14 protein-coding genes are annotated in these 15,679 nt (G+C 57.4%); 3 read left to right on the top strand and 11 right to left on the bottom strand.

Translation table 11 applies throughout. The annotated features are described in order from the left end of the window. Positions 1–34: 34 nt before the first annotated feature. Both gcvP and SynROS8604_RS14800 read left to right on the top strand, forming a co-directional pair. On the top strand, positions 35–2,971 hold the full coding sequence (gene gcvP, locus SynROS8604_RS14805; RefSeq protein WP_186544558.1) for an aminomethyl-transferring glycine dehydrogenase: 2,937 nt from the start codon (positions 35–37) through the stop codon (positions 2,969–2,971). A 94-nt stretch (positions 2,972–3,065) separates the two neighbouring features. Beyond that, entirely contained in the window at positions 3,066–3,335 is a 270-nt protein-coding gene (locus SynROS8604_RS14800; RefSeq protein WP_255445099.1) for a hypothetical protein, read from the top strand. A gap of 12 nt (positions 3,336–3,347) precedes the next feature. On the opposite strand, the gene SynROS8604_RS15545 is transcribed toward SynROS8604_RS14800, so the two are convergent. The 10 genes from SynROS8604_RS15545 to SynROS8604_RS14755 form a co-directional block, all read right to left on the bottom strand. Next, on the bottom strand, positions 3,348–3,554 hold the full coding sequence (locus SynROS8604_RS15545) for a hypothetical protein (RefSeq protein WP_222930118.1): 207 nt from the start codon (positions 3,552–3,554) through the stop codon (positions 3,348–3,350). A gap of 228 nt (positions 3,555–3,782) precedes the next feature. Next, a complete protein-coding gene (locus SynROS8604_RS14795) occupies positions 3,783–4,526 on the bottom strand; it encodes a pirin-like bicupin family protein (RefSeq protein ID WP_186544557.1) in 744 nt (247 codons plus the stop codon). Further along, positions 4,523–5,065, bottom strand: coding sequence for an NADPH-dependent FMN reductase (locus SynROS8604_RS14790; protein WP_186544556.1), 543 nt, complete (start codon positions 5,063–5,065; stop codon positions 4,523–4,525). Before SynROS8604_RS14790 ends, SynROS8604_RS14795 begins: the two co-directional genes overlap by 4 nt. A 166-nt stretch (positions 5,066–5,231) precedes the next feature. Beyond that, on the bottom strand, positions 5,232–5,945 hold the full coding sequence (locus SynROS8604_RS16165) for a rubrerythrin family protein (RefSeq protein WP_186544555.1): 714 nt from the start codon (positions 5,943–5,945) through the stop codon (positions 5,232–5,234). 91 nt (positions 5,946–6,036) lie between these two features. Continuing rightward, positions 6,037–7,866 (bottom strand): diflavin flavoprotein, encoded by a 1,830-nt coding sequence (locus SynROS8604_RS14780; protein WP_186544554.1) that lies wholly within the window; start codon positions 7,864–7,866, stop codon positions 6,037–6,039. Then, positions 7,866–9,641, bottom strand: a complete 1,776-nt coding sequence (locus tag SynROS8604_RS14775; RefSeq protein WP_186544553.1) for a diflavin flavoprotein — start codon at positions 9,639–9,641, stop codon at positions 7,866–7,868. Before SynROS8604_RS14775 ends, SynROS8604_RS14780 begins: the two co-directional genes overlap by 1 nt. Positions 9,642–9,677: 36 nt before the next feature. Beyond that, positions 9,678–11,051, bottom strand: coding sequence for a TRAP transporter large permease subunit (locus tag SynROS8604_RS14770; RefSeq protein WP_186546051.1), 1,374 nt, complete (start codon positions 11,049–11,051; stop codon positions 9,678–9,680). Between the two features lie 14 nt (positions 11,052–11,065). After that, on the bottom strand, positions 11,066–11,635 hold the full coding sequence (locus tag SynROS8604_RS14765) for a TRAP transporter small permease subunit (protein ID WP_186544552.1): 570 nt from the start codon (positions 11,633–11,635) through the stop codon (positions 11,066–11,068). Next, complete coding sequence (locus SynROS8604_RS14760; protein WP_186544551.1) at positions 11,632–12,768, bottom strand: TRAP transporter substrate-binding protein; 1,137 nt, start codon at positions 12,766–12,768, stop codon at positions 11,632–11,634. Before SynROS8604_RS14760 ends, SynROS8604_RS14765 begins: the two co-directional genes overlap by 4 nt. A 193-nt stretch (positions 12,769–12,961) precedes the next feature. Further along, positions 12,962–13,414: an Hsp20/alpha crystallin family protein gene (locus SynROS8604_RS14755; RefSeq protein ID WP_186544550.1), complete on the bottom strand. Its 453-nt coding sequence runs from the start codon at positions 13,412–13,414 to the stop codon at positions 12,962–12,964. Between the two features lie 413 nt (positions 13,415–13,827). Between SynROS8604_RS14755 and SynROS8604_RS14750 the strand changes: the two genes are divergently transcribed. Beyond that, entirely contained in the window at positions 13,828–15,141 is a 1,314-nt protein-coding gene (locus SynROS8604_RS14750; protein ID WP_186544549.1) for an NRAMP family divalent metal transporter, read from the top strand. Positions 15,142–15,184: 43 nt separating this feature from the next. Here the strand turns inward: SynROS8604_RS14750 and SynROS8604_RS14745 are convergent, their stop codons facing one another. Beyond that, positions 15,185–15,679 (bottom strand): MEKHLA domain-containing protein, encoded by a 495-nt coding sequence (locus SynROS8604_RS14745; protein ID WP_186544548.1) that lies wholly within the window; start codon positions 15,677–15,679, stop codon positions 15,185–15,187.

Here is a 15,679-nt window from a genome sequence, read left to right as displayed (position 1 = left end):
CTTCCTTACAGTCGCCCTCTCCGCATCCGGCCTTTTGACCTTGCTTGAACAGCGTGTGTCTGACGCGTCGGTGGCAGAGACCCTGTCTCCATTCGTGAGCCGGCATGTCGGACCCGGGGATCAGGCGCAACAACGGATGTTGAAGGCGCTGGGGTTTGAGGATCTCAATTCCTTTCTGCGTGCGGTTGTTCCGGCCAATATTTTTGATGCACTTCCTCCTGTTGAGGACCTTCCCCGAGGGTGTACGGAAGCCAGTGCTCTGGCGGAGCTGCGTGGCTTGGCTGACACCAATCAGCTCAGGCGATCGCTGATCGGTCTTGGTTACTACGACACCGTGACGCCAGCGGTCATTCAGCGTCAGGTGCTCGAAAACCCCTCTTGGTACACGGCCTACACGCCCTACCAAGCTGAGATCGCTCAGGGTCGCCTGGAAGCGTTGTTCAATTTTCAGACCCTGATCAGTGAGCTCACTGGCTTGCCGATCGCCAACGCCTCGCTCCTCGATGAAGGCACGGCCGCTGCAGAAGCGATGGGCCTGAGCTTTGCCGCCTGTCGCCGGCCGCAGGCCAAGCGCTTTTTGGTGGACGCAGCTGTGTTGCCCCAGACCTTGGCCGTGTTGCAAACCAGGGCCCTACCGATTGGGGTGGAGCTGGAGGTGGTGGAGCCCGAGTCGTTCCGCTGGGGAGACGATGTCTTTGGGGTGTTGCTCCAATTGCCAGGACGTTGTGGGCGGCTTTGGGATCCCTCCGCCTGCATCGCTGCTGCCCATGACAGCGGTGCCCTTGTCACCGTGGCCGTGGACCCCCTTGCCCAGGTGTTGCTGGCACCGGTTGGTGAGCTCGGTGCCGACATCGCTGTTGGCAGCACCCAGCGTTTTGGAGTGCCCATGGGCGGTGGCGGCCCCCATGCCGCGTTTTTTGCCACCCGCGATGCGTTTCGCCGCCAGGTGCCCGGCCGGATTGTCGGCCAGTCTCGCGATGCGGATGGCCAGCCAGCGTTTCGGTTGGCCTTGCAGACCCGCGAGCAGCACATTCGACGCGACAAAGCCACGAGCAACATTTGTACGGCCCAAGTGCTGCTGGCTGTGATGGCGTCGTTTTATGCCATTCATCACGGCCCTGAAGGGCTGGAAGCGATGGCGCACAAGCTGGTGGCACTACGTCTTCAGCTTGAAGAGGCGGTGCGTCAGTTGGGCTATTCGCTTGAGGCCGCGCCTCGCTTTGACAGTTTTGATGTCTACGGATCGATGGCTCCCCAGGTCCATCGCCTGGCAGCACGCGAAGGCATCAATCTCCGTGTCTTGCCTGACGGAGCCTCAGTCGAGACGGCTAAGGGCTTTGGAATCAGCCTGGATGAACTCTCGGATTCGGACGAAATCAAGCGTCTCATCGCGGTCTTGGCACAAGCGGTGGAGGCTCCAGTCCCAACGGATCTCGGCGAGCTGAGCACGGATGGTCCTCTAAGTGGCGTTCCCTCTCGCCAAGCGCCCTGGCTTCAGCAGTCGGTGTTTCACCGTTACCACAGTGAAACCGAGCTGATGCGCTACATCCAGCGATTGGTGAGTAAGGATCTTTCCTTGGTGCACGGAATGATTCCCCTGGGGAGTTGCACCATGAAGCTCAATGCGGCTTCAGAGCTTGTGCCTGTGAGTTGGCGGGAGTTTGCGGCGATGCATCCCTTCGCTCCGCTCGATCAGCAGCAGGGGTCCCAGCGGATGGTTCAAGACCTCTCAACCTGGTTGGCGGCACTCACCGGTTTTGCTGGTGTGTCGCTCCAGCCCAATGCCGGATCGCAGGGTGAATACGCAGGTCTGCTTGTGATTCGCGCCTGGCATCGCTCCCGCGGCGAGGCGTCTAGAAATGTTTGCTTGATCCCAACGAGTGCCCATGGCACCAATCCAGCGAGCGCCGTGATGGCGGGCATGCGCGTGGTGCCGGTGGCCTGTGATGACGAGGGCAATGTGGATGTGGAGGATCTGCGCGCCAAAGCGGAGCAGCACAGCGCATCTCTCGCGGCCTTGATGGTCACCTATCCCTCAACGCACGGCGTGTTTGAGGTTCGTATTCGCGAAATTTGTGCGCTCGTGCATGAGCACGGAGGGCAGGTGTATCTCGACGGTGCCAACTTGAATGCGCAGGTGGGGCTTTGCAGGCCTGGCGCCTTTGGGGCTGATGTCTGTCATCTGAATTTGCACAAGACCTTCTGCATCCCTCACGGTGGTGGTGGGCCAGGGGTCGGTCCGATTGGGGTGGCAGCACATCTGCTGCCGTTTTTGCCAGGACACCCCCTAATGGACTGTGGTGGAGAGCAGGCCATTCAGGCCGTGTCTGCTGCCCCTTGGGGAAGTTCGGGCATCTTGCCAATCAGCTGGATGTATTTGCGTTTGATGGGCCCTTTTGGCCTGCGTCAGGCCACGGCGATCGCCCTTCTCTCCGCTAACTACCTCGCGAGTCGCTTGGATGCGCACTACCCCGTGCTGTTCCGAGGGGAGAGTGGCCTGGTGGCCCATGAATGCATCCTTGATCTGCGGGGCTTGAAGCGAACCGCTGGATTGGAAGTGGATGATCTGGCGAAACGCTTGATGGACTTTGGCTTTCACGCCCCAACGGTGAGTTGGCCTGTGGCGGGCACGGTGATGGTGGAACCCACGGAAAGCGAGAGCTTGGAAGAACTGGATCGCTTTTGCGACGCGATGATTGCCATCCGCGCTGAAGCCGCAGCAATCGAAGACGGATCCAGTGATCGGGAGAACAATCCTCTGCGCCGTGCACCGCACACCTTGGCTGCGGTCACAGCGGATAGCTGGGATCGCCCTTATAGCCGGCAGCAGGCTGCATTTCCGCTTCCTGAACAAGCCAGCAACAAGTTTTGGCCTTCTGTGGCACGCATCGACAATGCCTATGGCGATCGAAATTTGATTTGCACCTGTCCAAGCGTTGAAGAGATGGCCGAACCCCTTGCAATGCGTTAAGTTCACGGAAATCGGAAATAAACGTTTCGATTTCAACCACGCATGCTGACCTGTTTGCACACTGATCGGCAATTGCTCCGTCTCAGGAGACAACATGAGCAGCGACATTTCCAACATTCACGGTCAAGGAGCGGTAACTCCAACTCCATCACGCGATTCTCTTCAGTTGCCTGATCTCCCCGAGTGCCTCCAGGCAGCATTAGGCAGAGGTCATACTCTCGTGACTGAGGGCACCAACGTGGTTCGTGTTCCTTTCGGAGTGCGTCGTTCTCGCCGAGTACGCCCGGAGCGTCCAGAGCGCTGGGCAACGTTGGTGTTGCCGTTGCAGCCTCATGGATCTCCAACCCCTCCACAAGCGGCTTAAAAAACTTTTTATCTAGGCAACTTCGATGAAATTTGGATTGGCTTCGAGTTTCCAATCCACTAATGATTTTGCATCGTCAATCGAACAGATGGCTGTCCTGAAGGGAAGCAATTGCATCGGGCTGCGTTCTGGCCGAACGAGCCAACTTTGATTTGGCTGTTGCAAAAGAATGAATCCGCGGTAACGCACTGCGAATTGTGGTTCGCCAAGAAATCCCATGGGGGCTGGGGTTAGTTCACGTTGATTGAAACTATTTCAAGGCTAAAAAATAAATTTAAGTGCTAACAACTGATTTTCTTTAGGTTTTGCTTTTCTGTTTGTCAGTGTTTGATTGTTTTTGAGGATTCTGTTGGATATTTGGCTAGTCGAAGTTGTGATTTGAGCGGTTTTAATGGCATTTGATACAACAAAAAGTTCAGGCTTGGTGTACCGATGTTGTTGGTGCGTTCAGTCCAATCCAAACAGGAGCAAGTCGGTTTGATCGCTCAAGGAATGGATTTGGTTCATCTTTGCTTGGCTTGGATGAAATCCAAGCCCGTCGCCTCGGCGAAGATCTGCTTGGGATGCGCTGGTTTCGCTTGAGATCGAGATCTCGCCGTTGATCATTTGAATCCAGGCCTTTGAGAAGGCGAGTTGCGGTAACGAAAGGCTTTCGTTTTTTGCAAGCTTCGTTCGCCAAAGCTGGACAGGTCGCGCGATCGCCATGGCTTCGTTGCTGTCTGGATCCAGCACTGAAGTCCAACCCTGATCGGCAAGGGCCATCCTGCGTTGCTCGTAGGCAGGCTCGAGTGCTAGGCGGCTGGGTTCGATCCAGATCTGCAGCAGCCTGCAGGTTTGTTCGCTTTCGTTCCTTTCGCTGTGCATGATTCCGGTTCCAGCGCTCATGCGCTGCACATCGCCAGCCTGAATCACACGACTGTGTCCTTCCGAATCCTGGTGTTGCAGTTCTCCTTCGATCATCACGGTGATGATCTCCATGTCGTGATGGGAATGCATGCCAAACCCCCGGCCTGCTGCAATCGTGTCGTCATTGATGACGCGTAGAGGCCCGAAGCCCATCCAGTTGGGATCGTGATGACCCGCGAACGAAAAGCTATGCCATGACTCCAGCCAGTTGTTGGAGCTATGGAAGCGCTCTTGTGCTGGACGAAAGACAAGCGATGGATGGCAGGTGTGGGAGGGAGGCGTCATTGGAGGGCCTGTTTTTGTCCTAGGCGATGCAGTAAGTCCTGAATGGTGTCGTCCTTGGCTGGTTTGGCGTGATTGCTGAGCAGTTGACGACCCACCACTTCGGCCCCGAGATGGGTGAGCTGGATGCGAAGAGATAGAAGGAGTTCCATGCCCCCGCCTCCGGAGAAGGTGGCGATGACGATTGGCCGGCTGTTGAAGAGCGCCCGAAAGTCGTCGCCTTGCACAGATAGCCAGGCAATCGCATTGGTGAGGCAGGGCGGAATCGAGCCGTTGTATTCGGGTGCACAGATCACCCAGCGAGGGGAGGCCATGAGTTGGGCTTCGAGGGGGGCGATCGCCTCCGGTGTGCCTTGCGTTTGAGCTCTGGGGGTGAATAAGGGCAGGTCGATGGTTGTGAGATCGAGTAGCTCTGCCGATTGGCCTAGGTTTCCCGCCGTCTCAACAAAGCGCTGGGCCAGCTTGAGGTTTTCGCCGTTGCTTGCTGTGATCACCAACACATCGCTTGTGTTTGTTTTGTTCATGCCCAGAATTTCCACCATGCACGCTGAATTTTGGCTGATATCTCTGCTTTCAGGGCATGGCTGCCGTCGCAGAGCTATCCGTTATTGGTAAGGCCGCAGGTTCCGCCGCGAGTGGAATGCACGTTGACGGACCTTGACCTTGAGTGATTGCAGTGCTGGATGATCTGCACGCCTGTGGCGAACTTCAGGCGGCCTTTAATTCCGCTTCTCGATAGGGCACGAAGCTGGCTTTGCGAACACCGCAGATGGGGCAAGACCAATCATCTGGAATCGCTTCGAAGGGGGTTCCGGGCTCGATTCCGGAGTCGGGATCACCCTCTGCTGGGTCGTAAATCATCGAGCAGACCTTGCAGATCCATTTGCCGGCTACCGCCTCATCGGCCTGTCCTGCTTGGCCCTTGCCTTGAAGGGCTTGGAGGGCAACGCCATAGGACTCGGCATGGTGCTGTTCGATGGGTGTGAGCAGTCCGAAGTTTTTGGCCGCTGTTTTGAAGATGCCTGCGTGTTCTTTGGATTCGCTGGTCTGTTCCTTGAACTCAGCTTCAGCTCCGTGATCACGATCGTTGCGGGCTTGCGCAGCAAACTCCGGATACATCGTGGTGTATTCGTAGGTTTCGCCTTCGATGGCAAGCTCTAGGCAGCGGCTGAGCAAGACCTGTTTGTCGTCGTCGCTGAGCGCACTGGGGTCGCTGACTACGAGCTCTGGATGGAGCAGCCGGAAGTGAGCAAAGGCGTGCTCTGTTTCTTGGGCGGCGGTGTCGCGGAAAAGTTTGGCGAGATCGCTGCGGCCGAGTTTCTTGGCGACATCGGCAAAAAACAGGTACTTGCGATTGGCCATGCTTTCGCCGCCAAAGGCCGCTTCGATGTTGGCCTGGGTGGAAGGCTTGGAAAGATCCATAGATTGATGAGCCGATCATTTGATACTAGCGCTAACTCATACTCACTATGAGTTAGCGCTCGGGGTCAATGCGCTTGCTTCGCGGAGTCCGTTAGTAGTTCGCGCCGCTGCGCCGCTGATGCACCGCCGTGCCGCCTTCGGAATCGAGCACGCCTCCATGGGAGACCTCGGCGTAAATCAGCCAGTGATCGCCGCATTCCATGCGTTGTTTCACCGTTGCTTCCATCCAGGCCAAGGCATCTGGCAGCAAGGGCTGTTCCCGTGGACTGGCTTTCAATTCCAGGCCGGCAAAGCGATCCGCTCCAGGCTCAAATGGTTGCAGGAATTGCTTCATGGGCCCGCTCTCGCGCCCTTCGGCGAGCACGTTTAAGGCAAAGCAATCGCCGATATGCAGGAGGGCTTCAACGGCTCGATCTTTCGCAACGGCCACGGTGAATCCCGGTGGCGTGAAACTGGCTTGGGTGACCCAGCTCGCAATCATGGCGCCGGAGAGTTCACCCTTGCGCGCGGTGAGAACGCAGAGGGATCCCACGACCCGACCGAGGGCAAGAACGGCAGGATCACTGCGGCTTTCACTGAGCCCGCCGCCGCTACGTCGCTGCTGTTTGCGTTGCTCTCGATGCAACTCGCGACCGAACCGGGTGCCGGTTTCTTCGAGGGTTCGAATCATCGCTGCGTCGGGGCTGAACTTCACCCGGATGGGGTCGAATGCAAAGTGAAATCCGCCGTCACGAAGCTTGTTCTCCAGCAGGTCGATGGCTTCACCGCTCCAGCCAAAGCTGCCAAAAACGCCCACGGGCTTACTGCGGTCCCCCTCGGCAAGAAGTGTCCCTAAGGCGGAGACGATCGGGGTTGGCGCATGGCCGCCGAGCGTTGGTGAGCCGATCAAAATGCCGTCTGCTTGGTTGATCGTGTTGATGAGTTCGTCGGGAGGTGTGAACTCACAGTTGAGGCTGGTGATGCGAATCCCAGTGCGGCCAACACCCTGAGCTAAAGCATCAGCAATGGCAGCCGTGTTTCCGTAAGCACTGGCAAACAGCAGGGCCACCGACAAGCTGGCTTGCTGTTGGCTTTCGCCCCAGCGCCTGTAGTCATTGAACAAACTGCGCCAGCTGGTGTCGATGGCTGGACCGTGACCCGGCGCCACTGTGGTGATATCCAGCTCTTCAAGGCGCTCCACAAGCGAGTCCACTTGGCCTGCCATCGGTGCCATGAGGCAGTCATAAAAGTGACGCCGCTCTTCTTCCGTTGCACTGCGTCCGGACTCAGCCCATTCATGGGTGCAGATGTGCGCCGAAAACAGCTTGCCGCTCATCAGAAGTCCGAGGGATTCTTCAAACGCCAGCAGACCCCCTGGCCATCGGGGGGTGGGAGCGGGAACGAGTTGAAGCTGGTGCCGATGGCTGAGAGAGAGGGTTTGCTCTTGGCGGATCACCTGGATGGATGGCAGGTCAGGGATCTCTGGCTGTTCGCTCTCCTGTCCCGGGGGTGCAGGTTTGCGTTGTGACCAGAGTTCTCCTAGGAGCTTGGCTCCAGCGTTGGAGGCAACCAGTTCGAGCTCGGGGTAGAGGCCTGCCAGATCGCGGAGCAGCGCCACCCTGTTGGGATTGACGTGGCCAACCACCACCTTGAGTGCGGTGGTTTCGGCGGGAAGCAGGCCGGCAAGAGCCGGGAGGAAGGCCTTGTCATAGGCCTTGCCGGGAGGATGCACCAGGAGTGCGGTCTGATGCTGGCCCTCGCCATCCGTGCCGGCATCAAACAAAAAGCTATTGGCGGTGCTGCCCCGCTCCAGCGCATATTCCAATTCGAATCGGAGCCGTTGAGGACTCAGCCCCCGCAGGCAAGTGAGTCCGTCATCGATGGGCAGGCTGATCACTTGCCGCGTCGTTGCTGCAGGGGCCTCGAGGTTCGATGTTGCCATTAGTAGTGGTTCCCGACTTTGCGGTGATGGACGGCAGTGATGGCATTGGCGTCAGCGACATTCCCCTGTTCCACCACGGCATAGATCACCCAGTGATCGGGGCCTTCCATGCGTTGTTCTACGCGACAGCCGAGGTAGGCCAGTGCGTCTCCGAGGACGGGACCGCCTTCGGCCTCCTCCTCCAGCACATTGATGCCTGCGAAACGGTCGGCGCCCGGTGGGAAGCGTTTAAGAAAATGTCTGAGAAGTTGTTGATGGTTGTCCTCTCGGAGAATATTCAGCACAAATTGGTCGCCAACCTGCATCAGAGCCTCGATGGCCCTGTCCTTGGCCACGGCCACGGTGATGCCTGGTGGCGTGAAACTGGCCTGACTGACCCAGCTCGCCACCATCGCGCTACGGCGCAGGCTGTCGCCATCGCCCTGGCTGGCAGTAACCACATAAAGCCCACCGCTGAGACGGCCAAGCGCTTTGTCGAGATCGCCGTCCAGACTTTTCATGGCTGCGATCGTTTTGTCGCGCGTTAAGAGTTGGCCCAGGTCGGTGCCTGATTCTTCGCAGCGCTGGTAGTCGCCACCTTGAGGAAGCTGGCGAATGCGGAGGGGGGAAAAGGCCTCTTTTTGTCCCTGGCTGCGGAGCTGTCCGGCCACCGAATCGATCGGCTCATCATCTCCACCAAAGGCGTCGTAGACCCCCACGAGCTGTTTGCCATGCAAGGCAGCCAACAACGTGCCGATGCTGCTTTGTAGTTCAGCATCAGGGCTTGCTGGCCAGGTGGGAACCACCACAGCTTTGGCGTCACTGATCAGGGCTGTGAGCTCTTGGGCGTCGGTGGCGCGCAGGTCGATCAGCTGAACCTGGGCGTCGGTTTTGCCGATGCCGTGGGCAATCGCCTGACTTAGGCGATCAGAGAAGCCGTATTGGCTCAAATAACAGACCGCTGCGTAACTTTCGCCCTTATTGCGTTGCCCGCTCCATTCGCGGTAATCGTTGATCCAGTGGCTGAGGTGGTGGCGAAGCAAAGGGCCATGACCCACTGCGATCGTGTTGATCTCGGGCAGCCCATCCATACGCTTGAGGGCTTGAAGCACGCTGCGGGCATTGGGCCCCATCAAGCAGTCGTAGTAGAAGCGGAAATCCGGTGCAATGGCGCCAGGGTCGCTGTCAAAGACCTCTTCTGAGCAGTAGTGCAGCCCAAAGGCATCGCAGGTGTAGAGAATCCCACTGCCGTGATCAAACGAAAAAATCGTGTCTGGCCAGTGCAGGTTGGGTGCGCTTAAAAACTCAAAGCGATGCTGCACGCCGCTCTCAGGATTGATGCCGAGATCGAGCTCTTCTCCGCTTTTGACGGCTCGAGAGCGGAACGGACGATGGACCTGGTCGTTTAGGAATTGAATCGCCACCTTCGATCCAACAATTTCGATCTCAGGGTTTAGGTCAATCAGGTCGCCAATCAGCCCTGAGTGGTCTGGTTCGGTATGGCTCACGATCAGGTAATCGATCTGTTTGGGATCGATTTGCTCCTTTAAGAGCGGCAACCAGGTGTCGCGAAATTTGGCGTGACTCGTATCAATCAGGGCGGTGCGTTCACCCCGCACCAGAAACGCGTTGTAGGTGGTGCCGTTGCGCAGGCCAAATTCAATATCAAAACGACTTCGCTCCCAGTCGAGGGAACGAATCGTGCTGCTGTCAGCAGCAATCACTTCCGATTGCAGGGTGAGCCTCGGACTGGTGCTGGATGCAGTCACTGATGGCTTCAAGCTGGAGGTGGCCATAGCAGTTACTCGCTGACCTGAACTCTACGGAGAACGTCAGGCCAATGGTCCAGGTGTCATCGCAGCTGTAAGGCGAGGTAACCAGTCCACTAATCCTGGAACGGCGATGATCAAAGTCAAAACGGCCACCTGCAAGCCAACAAAAGGCAAGGCCCCCCGATAGATATCCCGGGTTTTCACCTCCTTGGGTGCAACGCCGCGGAGATAGAAGAGAGCGAATCCGAAGGGTGGGGTGAGAAAGGACGTTTGCAGATTGGCCCCGATCATCACGCCAAACCAGATCAGAGCATCGGGGCCCAGCAGCTGCCGCGCTGCTGGTAAAAGCAACGGCACTGCAATGAATGCGATTTCAAAGAAATCGATGAAGAAGCCGAGCAAAAAGATGATCAGCATGCTGAACACCAGGAATCCAACCCGACCTCCCGGGAGGTTGAGGAGCACGTCAGCAATGAGTTGATCGCCGCCGATGCCGCGGAAGACAAGACTGAAGGCGGTGGATCCCAGCAGGATGGCCATCACCATGGCCGTAGTTCTCATCGTGCTTTCGCACACCTTGGAGAGTTGCTTGCGGCTGAAGCCTCCATTGAGAGCGGCCAGAAGGATTGCGCCTACCGCACCAATCACGCCCGCTTCCGTTGGGGTGGCGATGCCGAAAAAGATGCTCCCCAGCACGATCAGGATTAAGGACAAAGGCGGCAGCATCGATTGCACCAGCTGCAGCGGCTGGGTGGCGCCCAGTTCAGCCTGAGGCAGTTGGGGGGCGAGTTCGGGCTTGAGTGCACTGATGACCAGCACATAGATCGCAAACACCGCCGCTATCAACAGGCCAGGAAGCAAGGCGCCCATGAAGAGGTCTCCAACCGAGATTCCCAGCTGATCGCCGAGGACGACGAGCACGATGCTGGGAGGGATGATCTGCCCCAGGGTTCCCGATGCCACGATCACGCCCGTGGCCAGCGTTTTGTCGTAGCCAGCCTTCAACATGGCCGGCAGAGAAATCATTCCCATTGTTGTGACCGTTGCCGCGACCACACCGGTGGTGGCGGCAAGCAGTGAGCCAACCAGCACCACGGCGAGGGCCAGTCCGCCGCGGACGCGTCCCAGCACGCGACCCATGCTCTCCAGCAAGCGTTCGGCGATCCCTGAGCTTTCCAGCATCGACCCCATAAACACGAAAGCGGGGATCGCCAGCAACGTGAAGTTGCCCATGATTCCCAAAATCCGTTGGGGAAGCGCACTCACGAATTGAGGTTCGATTTCGCCGCTGAGCATCCCAAACAGCGCGAAAATCACGCCGATGCCTCCCAGGCAGAAAGCCACTGGGAATCCGCTCAGCAGGGTCACGATCAGGGCCAGAAACATCCCGGGTGCGAGCACCGCTGAGGGGTCGAAACTCAGCACCCAACCCATGGATTCGATTTCAATCACAGGTCCGGGCCTCCCTCCGCTGGTTGCTGACCATCGGATCGCTCATCCCTATGCATCAGCTTCCAGCGCAGCCGCAAGGCTTCCGCCACTCCTTGGAGGCCCAGCAACAGAAACCCCACTGGAATCAGAGTCTTTAACCATGTGCGGGGTAAGCCACCCGGATCGGGAGACATTTCTCCAATGCTCCAAGCGCGTAGTGCCGGTGCGATCGATAGGGCCATGACGCCAAAGGCGAAGGGCAGCAACAGCAGCAGAAGTGAACTCAGTTCTTGGCGATCCCGGCGGCGGGGGCTCCAACGGCTTTGAAGGACATCAACGTGAACGTGGCCGCCTTTTTGCAGCGTCCAGCCCAGTCCGAGTAGAAAAATCAGGGCAAACAAATACCACTGGGCTTCGATCAGGCCATTGCTGCTGAGGTTGATTCCGATCGCTGATCCCACATACCGCCCCACCACATTCCAGAAGCCGATCGCGAGCATCAGCAACACTGCCCAGCGCGCTATCCAGGCCGCAGCGGCATTCAGCCCGTCGATCGCGCGCACGAGACCTGCAAAGCGACCGTTCATCTCTGGTCTCCTGGTTGATCTCCTTCGCTGCTGTCATCAAATTCAGCGAGAGGTAATTCATTGATGTTGTTCCACCTTCTGGTGTCTCGGCGGAACAAGCGCCAGCGCTCGAGCAAAGCTTTAAATCCTGCGTCGGCATCCGCGAGCTCTTGAAAAATCTCTGCGCTTGCGCTGCGAGCGGCTTTGAGGATGTCATCGCTGTAGCGCTCGAGCTTGATGCCTTGGCGGGTGATGCGTTGCAAGGCTTCGCTGTTACGCCATTCGTAATCGCTCAACATTCCCAGGTTTGCTTCGTAACAGGCCGTGCTGAACATGGCTTGATACTCCTTCGGGAGGTCCGACCAGGCTTTGCGGTTGACCAGCGCCATCAGTGTTGGCCCTGGCTCCCACCAACCGGGGTAGTAATAGTGTTTCGCGGCTTTGGCTAACCCAAGCTTTTCATCGTCATAGGGGCCGGTGAATTCGGCGGCATCGATCGTGCCCCGCTCTAAAGCCAGGTAAATCTCTCCACCAGGAAGCACCTGAACATTGACGCCCAATTTGGCCATCACCTTTCCACCTAGCCCGGGGATGCGCATCTTCAAGCCCTGAAGGGATGCCAGGTTTTGGATCGGTTTTTTAAACCAACCTCCCAGTTGCCCGCCGGTGTTTCCAGCTGGCAAACTCATGGTTCCGAAATCGGCAAACAGGGCATTCATGTCCTCGTTGCCGCCGCCGTAATACAGCCAGGTGTTTTGCTGTTGGGCAGACAAGCCGAATGGCACGGCCGTCCCAAAGGCAAAGGCTGGATTTTTTCCGATGTAGTAGTAGCTGGCGGTGTGGCCGCATTCAACGGAACGCGCTTGAACGGCATCCAGTACCTCCAGGCCGGGGACGATTTCGCCGGCTGCAAAAGGTTCAATCCGGAACGCTCCACCACTCATCTCCTCAACGCGTTGGCAGATGGTGACGGCACCTCCATAGATGGTGTCGAGGGAGATGGGCCAGCTGGTGGCCATGCGCCAGCGCACTTGGGGTAGGCCGCTGGCGCGCGACTCTTCCGCTCGGCGGATCGTGCAGGCACTCAAAGCTGCGGCGCTTGCCGCTGCCGCTGCCGCTTGACCACCGCAAAGAAGCAGCTGCCGTCGTTGCATGGCTTGCATCCTCAGGGAGCCCGTCGATTCAGCGACGGCACAACCACGGATCTTATCGAGTAGTTCTTTTCCCTCTGTTTCGTCTGATTTTTGTATGTCAGTGGTCTGCAAAAAGGCCCCCCGCCTTGGCGAGGAGCCCCGTACCTCTTTTCCGTTGAACGCGTGGTCTTCAGCTGGTGGTCACCAGGGTGTTTCAGCTTTCTACCTTCACCGACACGGTGGTGCGGTTGTCGCTTTTTGCGGCCCTGATCTCAAGAATGCCGTCGCGATAGGAGGCTTCTAATTGGTCGCGATCGAGCGGCTTGGCGAAACGAAAACTGCGGCTCCATGTTCCGGTTCGGAACTCACTCAGCAATTGCTGCGCGTCTGCTTCTGCGTTTGCGTCGGCTTCTGCATTTGCGTTTGCTTCGGGAGGGGTTGGGTTGGCTGCCGCGGGAATGGTTGGTGGCCGTTCAGCGCTGATCACCAGCGAACGATCCGTGGCTTTGACATCAATGGAATCGTGGTCAACGCCTGGTAGTTCCAGCCGCACGGTGTAGCTGGCGTTGGTTTCGATGACTTCGGCAGCAGGAACGCGCTCAGCTTGTGAAACTTGCTGCTCAAGGCGATCCAGTAAATCGAAGGGTGATGTGCGAAGGGTAATCATGGGTAAATCTCAAATTGGCTGTGAAATTCAGGAAGTTTGTGTTTCCCGCAACGCCAATCTGCGCTGAATTGATCTCAGATGGGAGTGTAAGAACCGCCCTTTTTGGTACGGTCTAGACCACCAGGTTCGGTTGCTGCCACTGAGAAGTCGTGAGAGCCGAACGGGGGATAGATCGAGATCAAGCCACCTCTCTCTGAGGAGGGAGGGCTCTCGCTTGCAAATTCCTTTGCTCTCATCGCAGAGGACGAAAATTGACCCCTTGTTCATTAACTAAGCTTGGACTTCTGGCTTCGTTCGTGTTCGACCGCCTTGGGTGCGCGTTCAAGTCGTTCAGCTTCTTGATCTCGACCGATAAACGGATGGTCCATGACGTGAGGCTGAATAGGAGAATGGCCGTCAACCATTCATTTCCTATGACTACCTCCGCCGCACGTTCATTCGCTGGTTTGAGGCAGAGTCTAGGTCCGGGCATTTTGATGGCGGGAGCCTGTATTGGCGGGTCTCATTTGATGTCATCCACAACGGCTGGGGCAAGGTTTGGTTTTGCGTTGTTGGGCCTGATCCTGCTCACCAATTTGGTGAAGTATCCATTCCTGCGGGTAGGCACTCGCTTCACTGCCGCCACAGGATTGACGTTGTTGGAGGGCTTCCAGCGTCGTAATCGCCTCTATCTTCCGCTTTATCTTTTGGTCAGCTTGGTGACCGGAACGCTCACGATTGCGGCAGTCAGCTTTGTGGCTGGGCTCTTGCTGACCAATGTGCCGATGTTGGCGAATTTCAATACTTTTGGCTTGGCCATCGCCGTGCTGGCGGTGAGTGGTCTGATCCTTCTATTTGGCCACTACCGGGTGCTGGATCGTCTTTCGAAAGTGCTGGTTGTTTTGTTGACCATCCTTTCTGGAGTGGCAGCAATGACGCTCTTGTTCCGAGGCCCTGTTGGGGATGTGGCAGCGACCTGGTTGGGCACGACTCCCTCTCCCTGGACCGCAGCAAATTTGGCGTTCTTGATCCCTTTAATGGGTTGGATGCCCGGTCCTGTTGAGATGTGCGTTTGGCCGTCGTTGTGGATGTTCTCTCGCGCTGTAGATAGCCATCATCAAGCCACGTTTAAGGAAGCCGAATTTGATTTCAACCTTGGCTATGTGGTCACTGTTGTCACAGCAACCCTCTTTGTGATTTTGGGGGCTTACACGATGTATGGAACCGGGGAGGGAATGTTTGCCGGAAGTGGGGTGTCTTTTGCTCAGAACCTCATTCGTCTCTACACCGAAGCGATGGGTGGCTGGGCTGCTTGGGTGATTGTGCCGGCGGCCTTTGCGGCAATGTTTGGCACCTCGCTTGTCTGTTTAGATGCCTATCCACGCAGTATTTCTGCGATCCAAGGCTTGCTTCAGGGCTCCGATCGAGGGGATTTGGCCTCGGCTCCTCAGCAGCGTCGGCTCACTGTTTGGTTAGTTCTTCATCTCTTCGCTGCATTGGTGGCCCTGCTATTTGCCTTCAGCGGTGGGATTGGAGTGAAAGATTTTGTGTTTGGTGCAATGACAGGAAGCTTTCTGACAGCTCCGGTCTTTGCCTGGATGGCCATGGACACGATGAACAGTGACTTGGTGGCTGTGGAGCATCGCGATGGTCCTGCGATGCAAGTACTCACTTGGTTTGGCCTGGCCTTTTTGACAGGCTTTAGCTTGCTGTTTATCGGTTGGTCGGCGTTTGGTTGGGGTGCCTGAACAAGCAGTCATCCTGCTCACTGCAGTCTGCTTATTTCAGTGGTTAAAGCCACCACCAGCTGGAAAAAGCAGCGGCTTGGCCGCAGACTTCATTCTGTTCATTCCATAGGGGCCAAATCTGAGCGTTGTGAATCATGAAACGTCGGCCCTCATGATTCACGCGAATCCCGCCATAGCCCCTGAAGCCAGCTCGTTGATGGGCTTGCTGAAGGGCGCGTGCACGCTCGCTTCGCGCATTCTCTTCAGCCGTCAGCCTGGAGGGCATGCCCACCATGGTCTGCCAACGGTGCCCCCAGAGCCGCAGAGCTGTGCTGTTGGCATAGGTCAGCAACGGGTCAGCCCTATGGTCATGGGCTAGGACGGCCATGGGATTCGCGAACAGCTCTTGCGCTGCTGTGCGCTGGAACTGGACTTCCTGATCACACACCAGGAGATGTTGCGCAAAAGCTCGTTGATAGGAGATCAGCAAGCGCTGGCTTAACGCCTGGGTCTCGGGTCTCAACCAGGGAGCGCTGGTGCTTGGAATCATGCCCGTCAT

This window comes from Synechococcus sp. ROS8604, assembly GCF_014279655.1.
Lineage (GTDB): Bacteria > Cyanobacteriota > Cyanobacteriia > PCC-6307 > Cyanobiaceae > Synechococcus_C.
This window is presented reverse-complemented; position numbering and strand designations above follow the sequence as displayed.

Coding starts and splice junctions, on each gene's coding strand:
- SynROS8604_RS14800 (WP_255445099.1), top strand. CDS start 3,066: ATGAGCAGCGACATTTCCAACATTCACGGTCAAGGAGCGGTAACTCCA.
- SynROS8604_RS15545 (WP_222930118.1), bottom strand. CDS start 3,554: ATGGGATTTCTTGGCGAACCACAATTCGCAGTGCGTTACCGCGGATTC.
- SynROS8604_RS14795 (WP_186544557.1), bottom strand. CDS start 4,526: ATGACGCCTCCCTCCCACACCTGCCATCCATCGCTTGTCTTTCGTCCA.
- SynROS8604_RS14790 (WP_186544556.1), bottom strand. CDS start 5,065: ATGGTGGAAATTCTGGGCATGAACAAAACAAACACAAGCGATGTGTTG.
- SynROS8604_RS16165 (WP_186544555.1), bottom strand. CDS start 5,945: ATGGATCTTTCCAAGCCTTCCACCCAGGCCAACATCGAAGCGGCCTTT.
- SynROS8604_RS14780 (WP_186544554.1), bottom strand. CDS start 7,866: ATGGCAACATCGAACCTCGAGGCCCCTGCAGCAACGACGCGGCAAGTG.
- SynROS8604_RS14775 (WP_186544553.1), bottom strand. CDS start 9,641: ATGGCCACCTCCAGCTTGAAGCCATCAGTGACTGCATCCAGCACCAGT.
- SynROS8604_RS14770 (WP_186546051.1), bottom strand. CDS start 11,051: ATGGGTTGGGTGCTGAGTTTCGACCCCTCAGCGGTGCTCGCACCCGGG.
- SynROS8604_RS14765 (WP_186544552.1), bottom strand. CDS start 11,635: ATGAACGGTCGCTTTGCAGGTCTCGTGCGCGCGATCGACGGGCTGAAT.
- SynROS8604_RS14760 (WP_186544551.1), bottom strand. CDS start 12,768: ATGCAACGACGGCAGCTGCTTCTTTGCGGTGGTCAAGCGGCAGCGGCA.
- SynROS8604_RS14755 (WP_186544550.1), bottom strand. CDS start 13,414: ATGATTACCCTTCGCACATCACCCTTCGATTTACTGGATCGCCTTGAG.
- SynROS8604_RS14750 (WP_186544549.1), top strand. CDS start 13,828: ATGACTACCTCCGCCGCACGTTCATTCGCTGGTTTGAGGCAGAGTCTA.
- SynROS8604_RS14745 (WP_186544548.1), bottom strand. CDS start 15,679: ATGACGGGCATGATTCCAAGCACCAGCGCTCCCTGGTTGAGACCCGAG.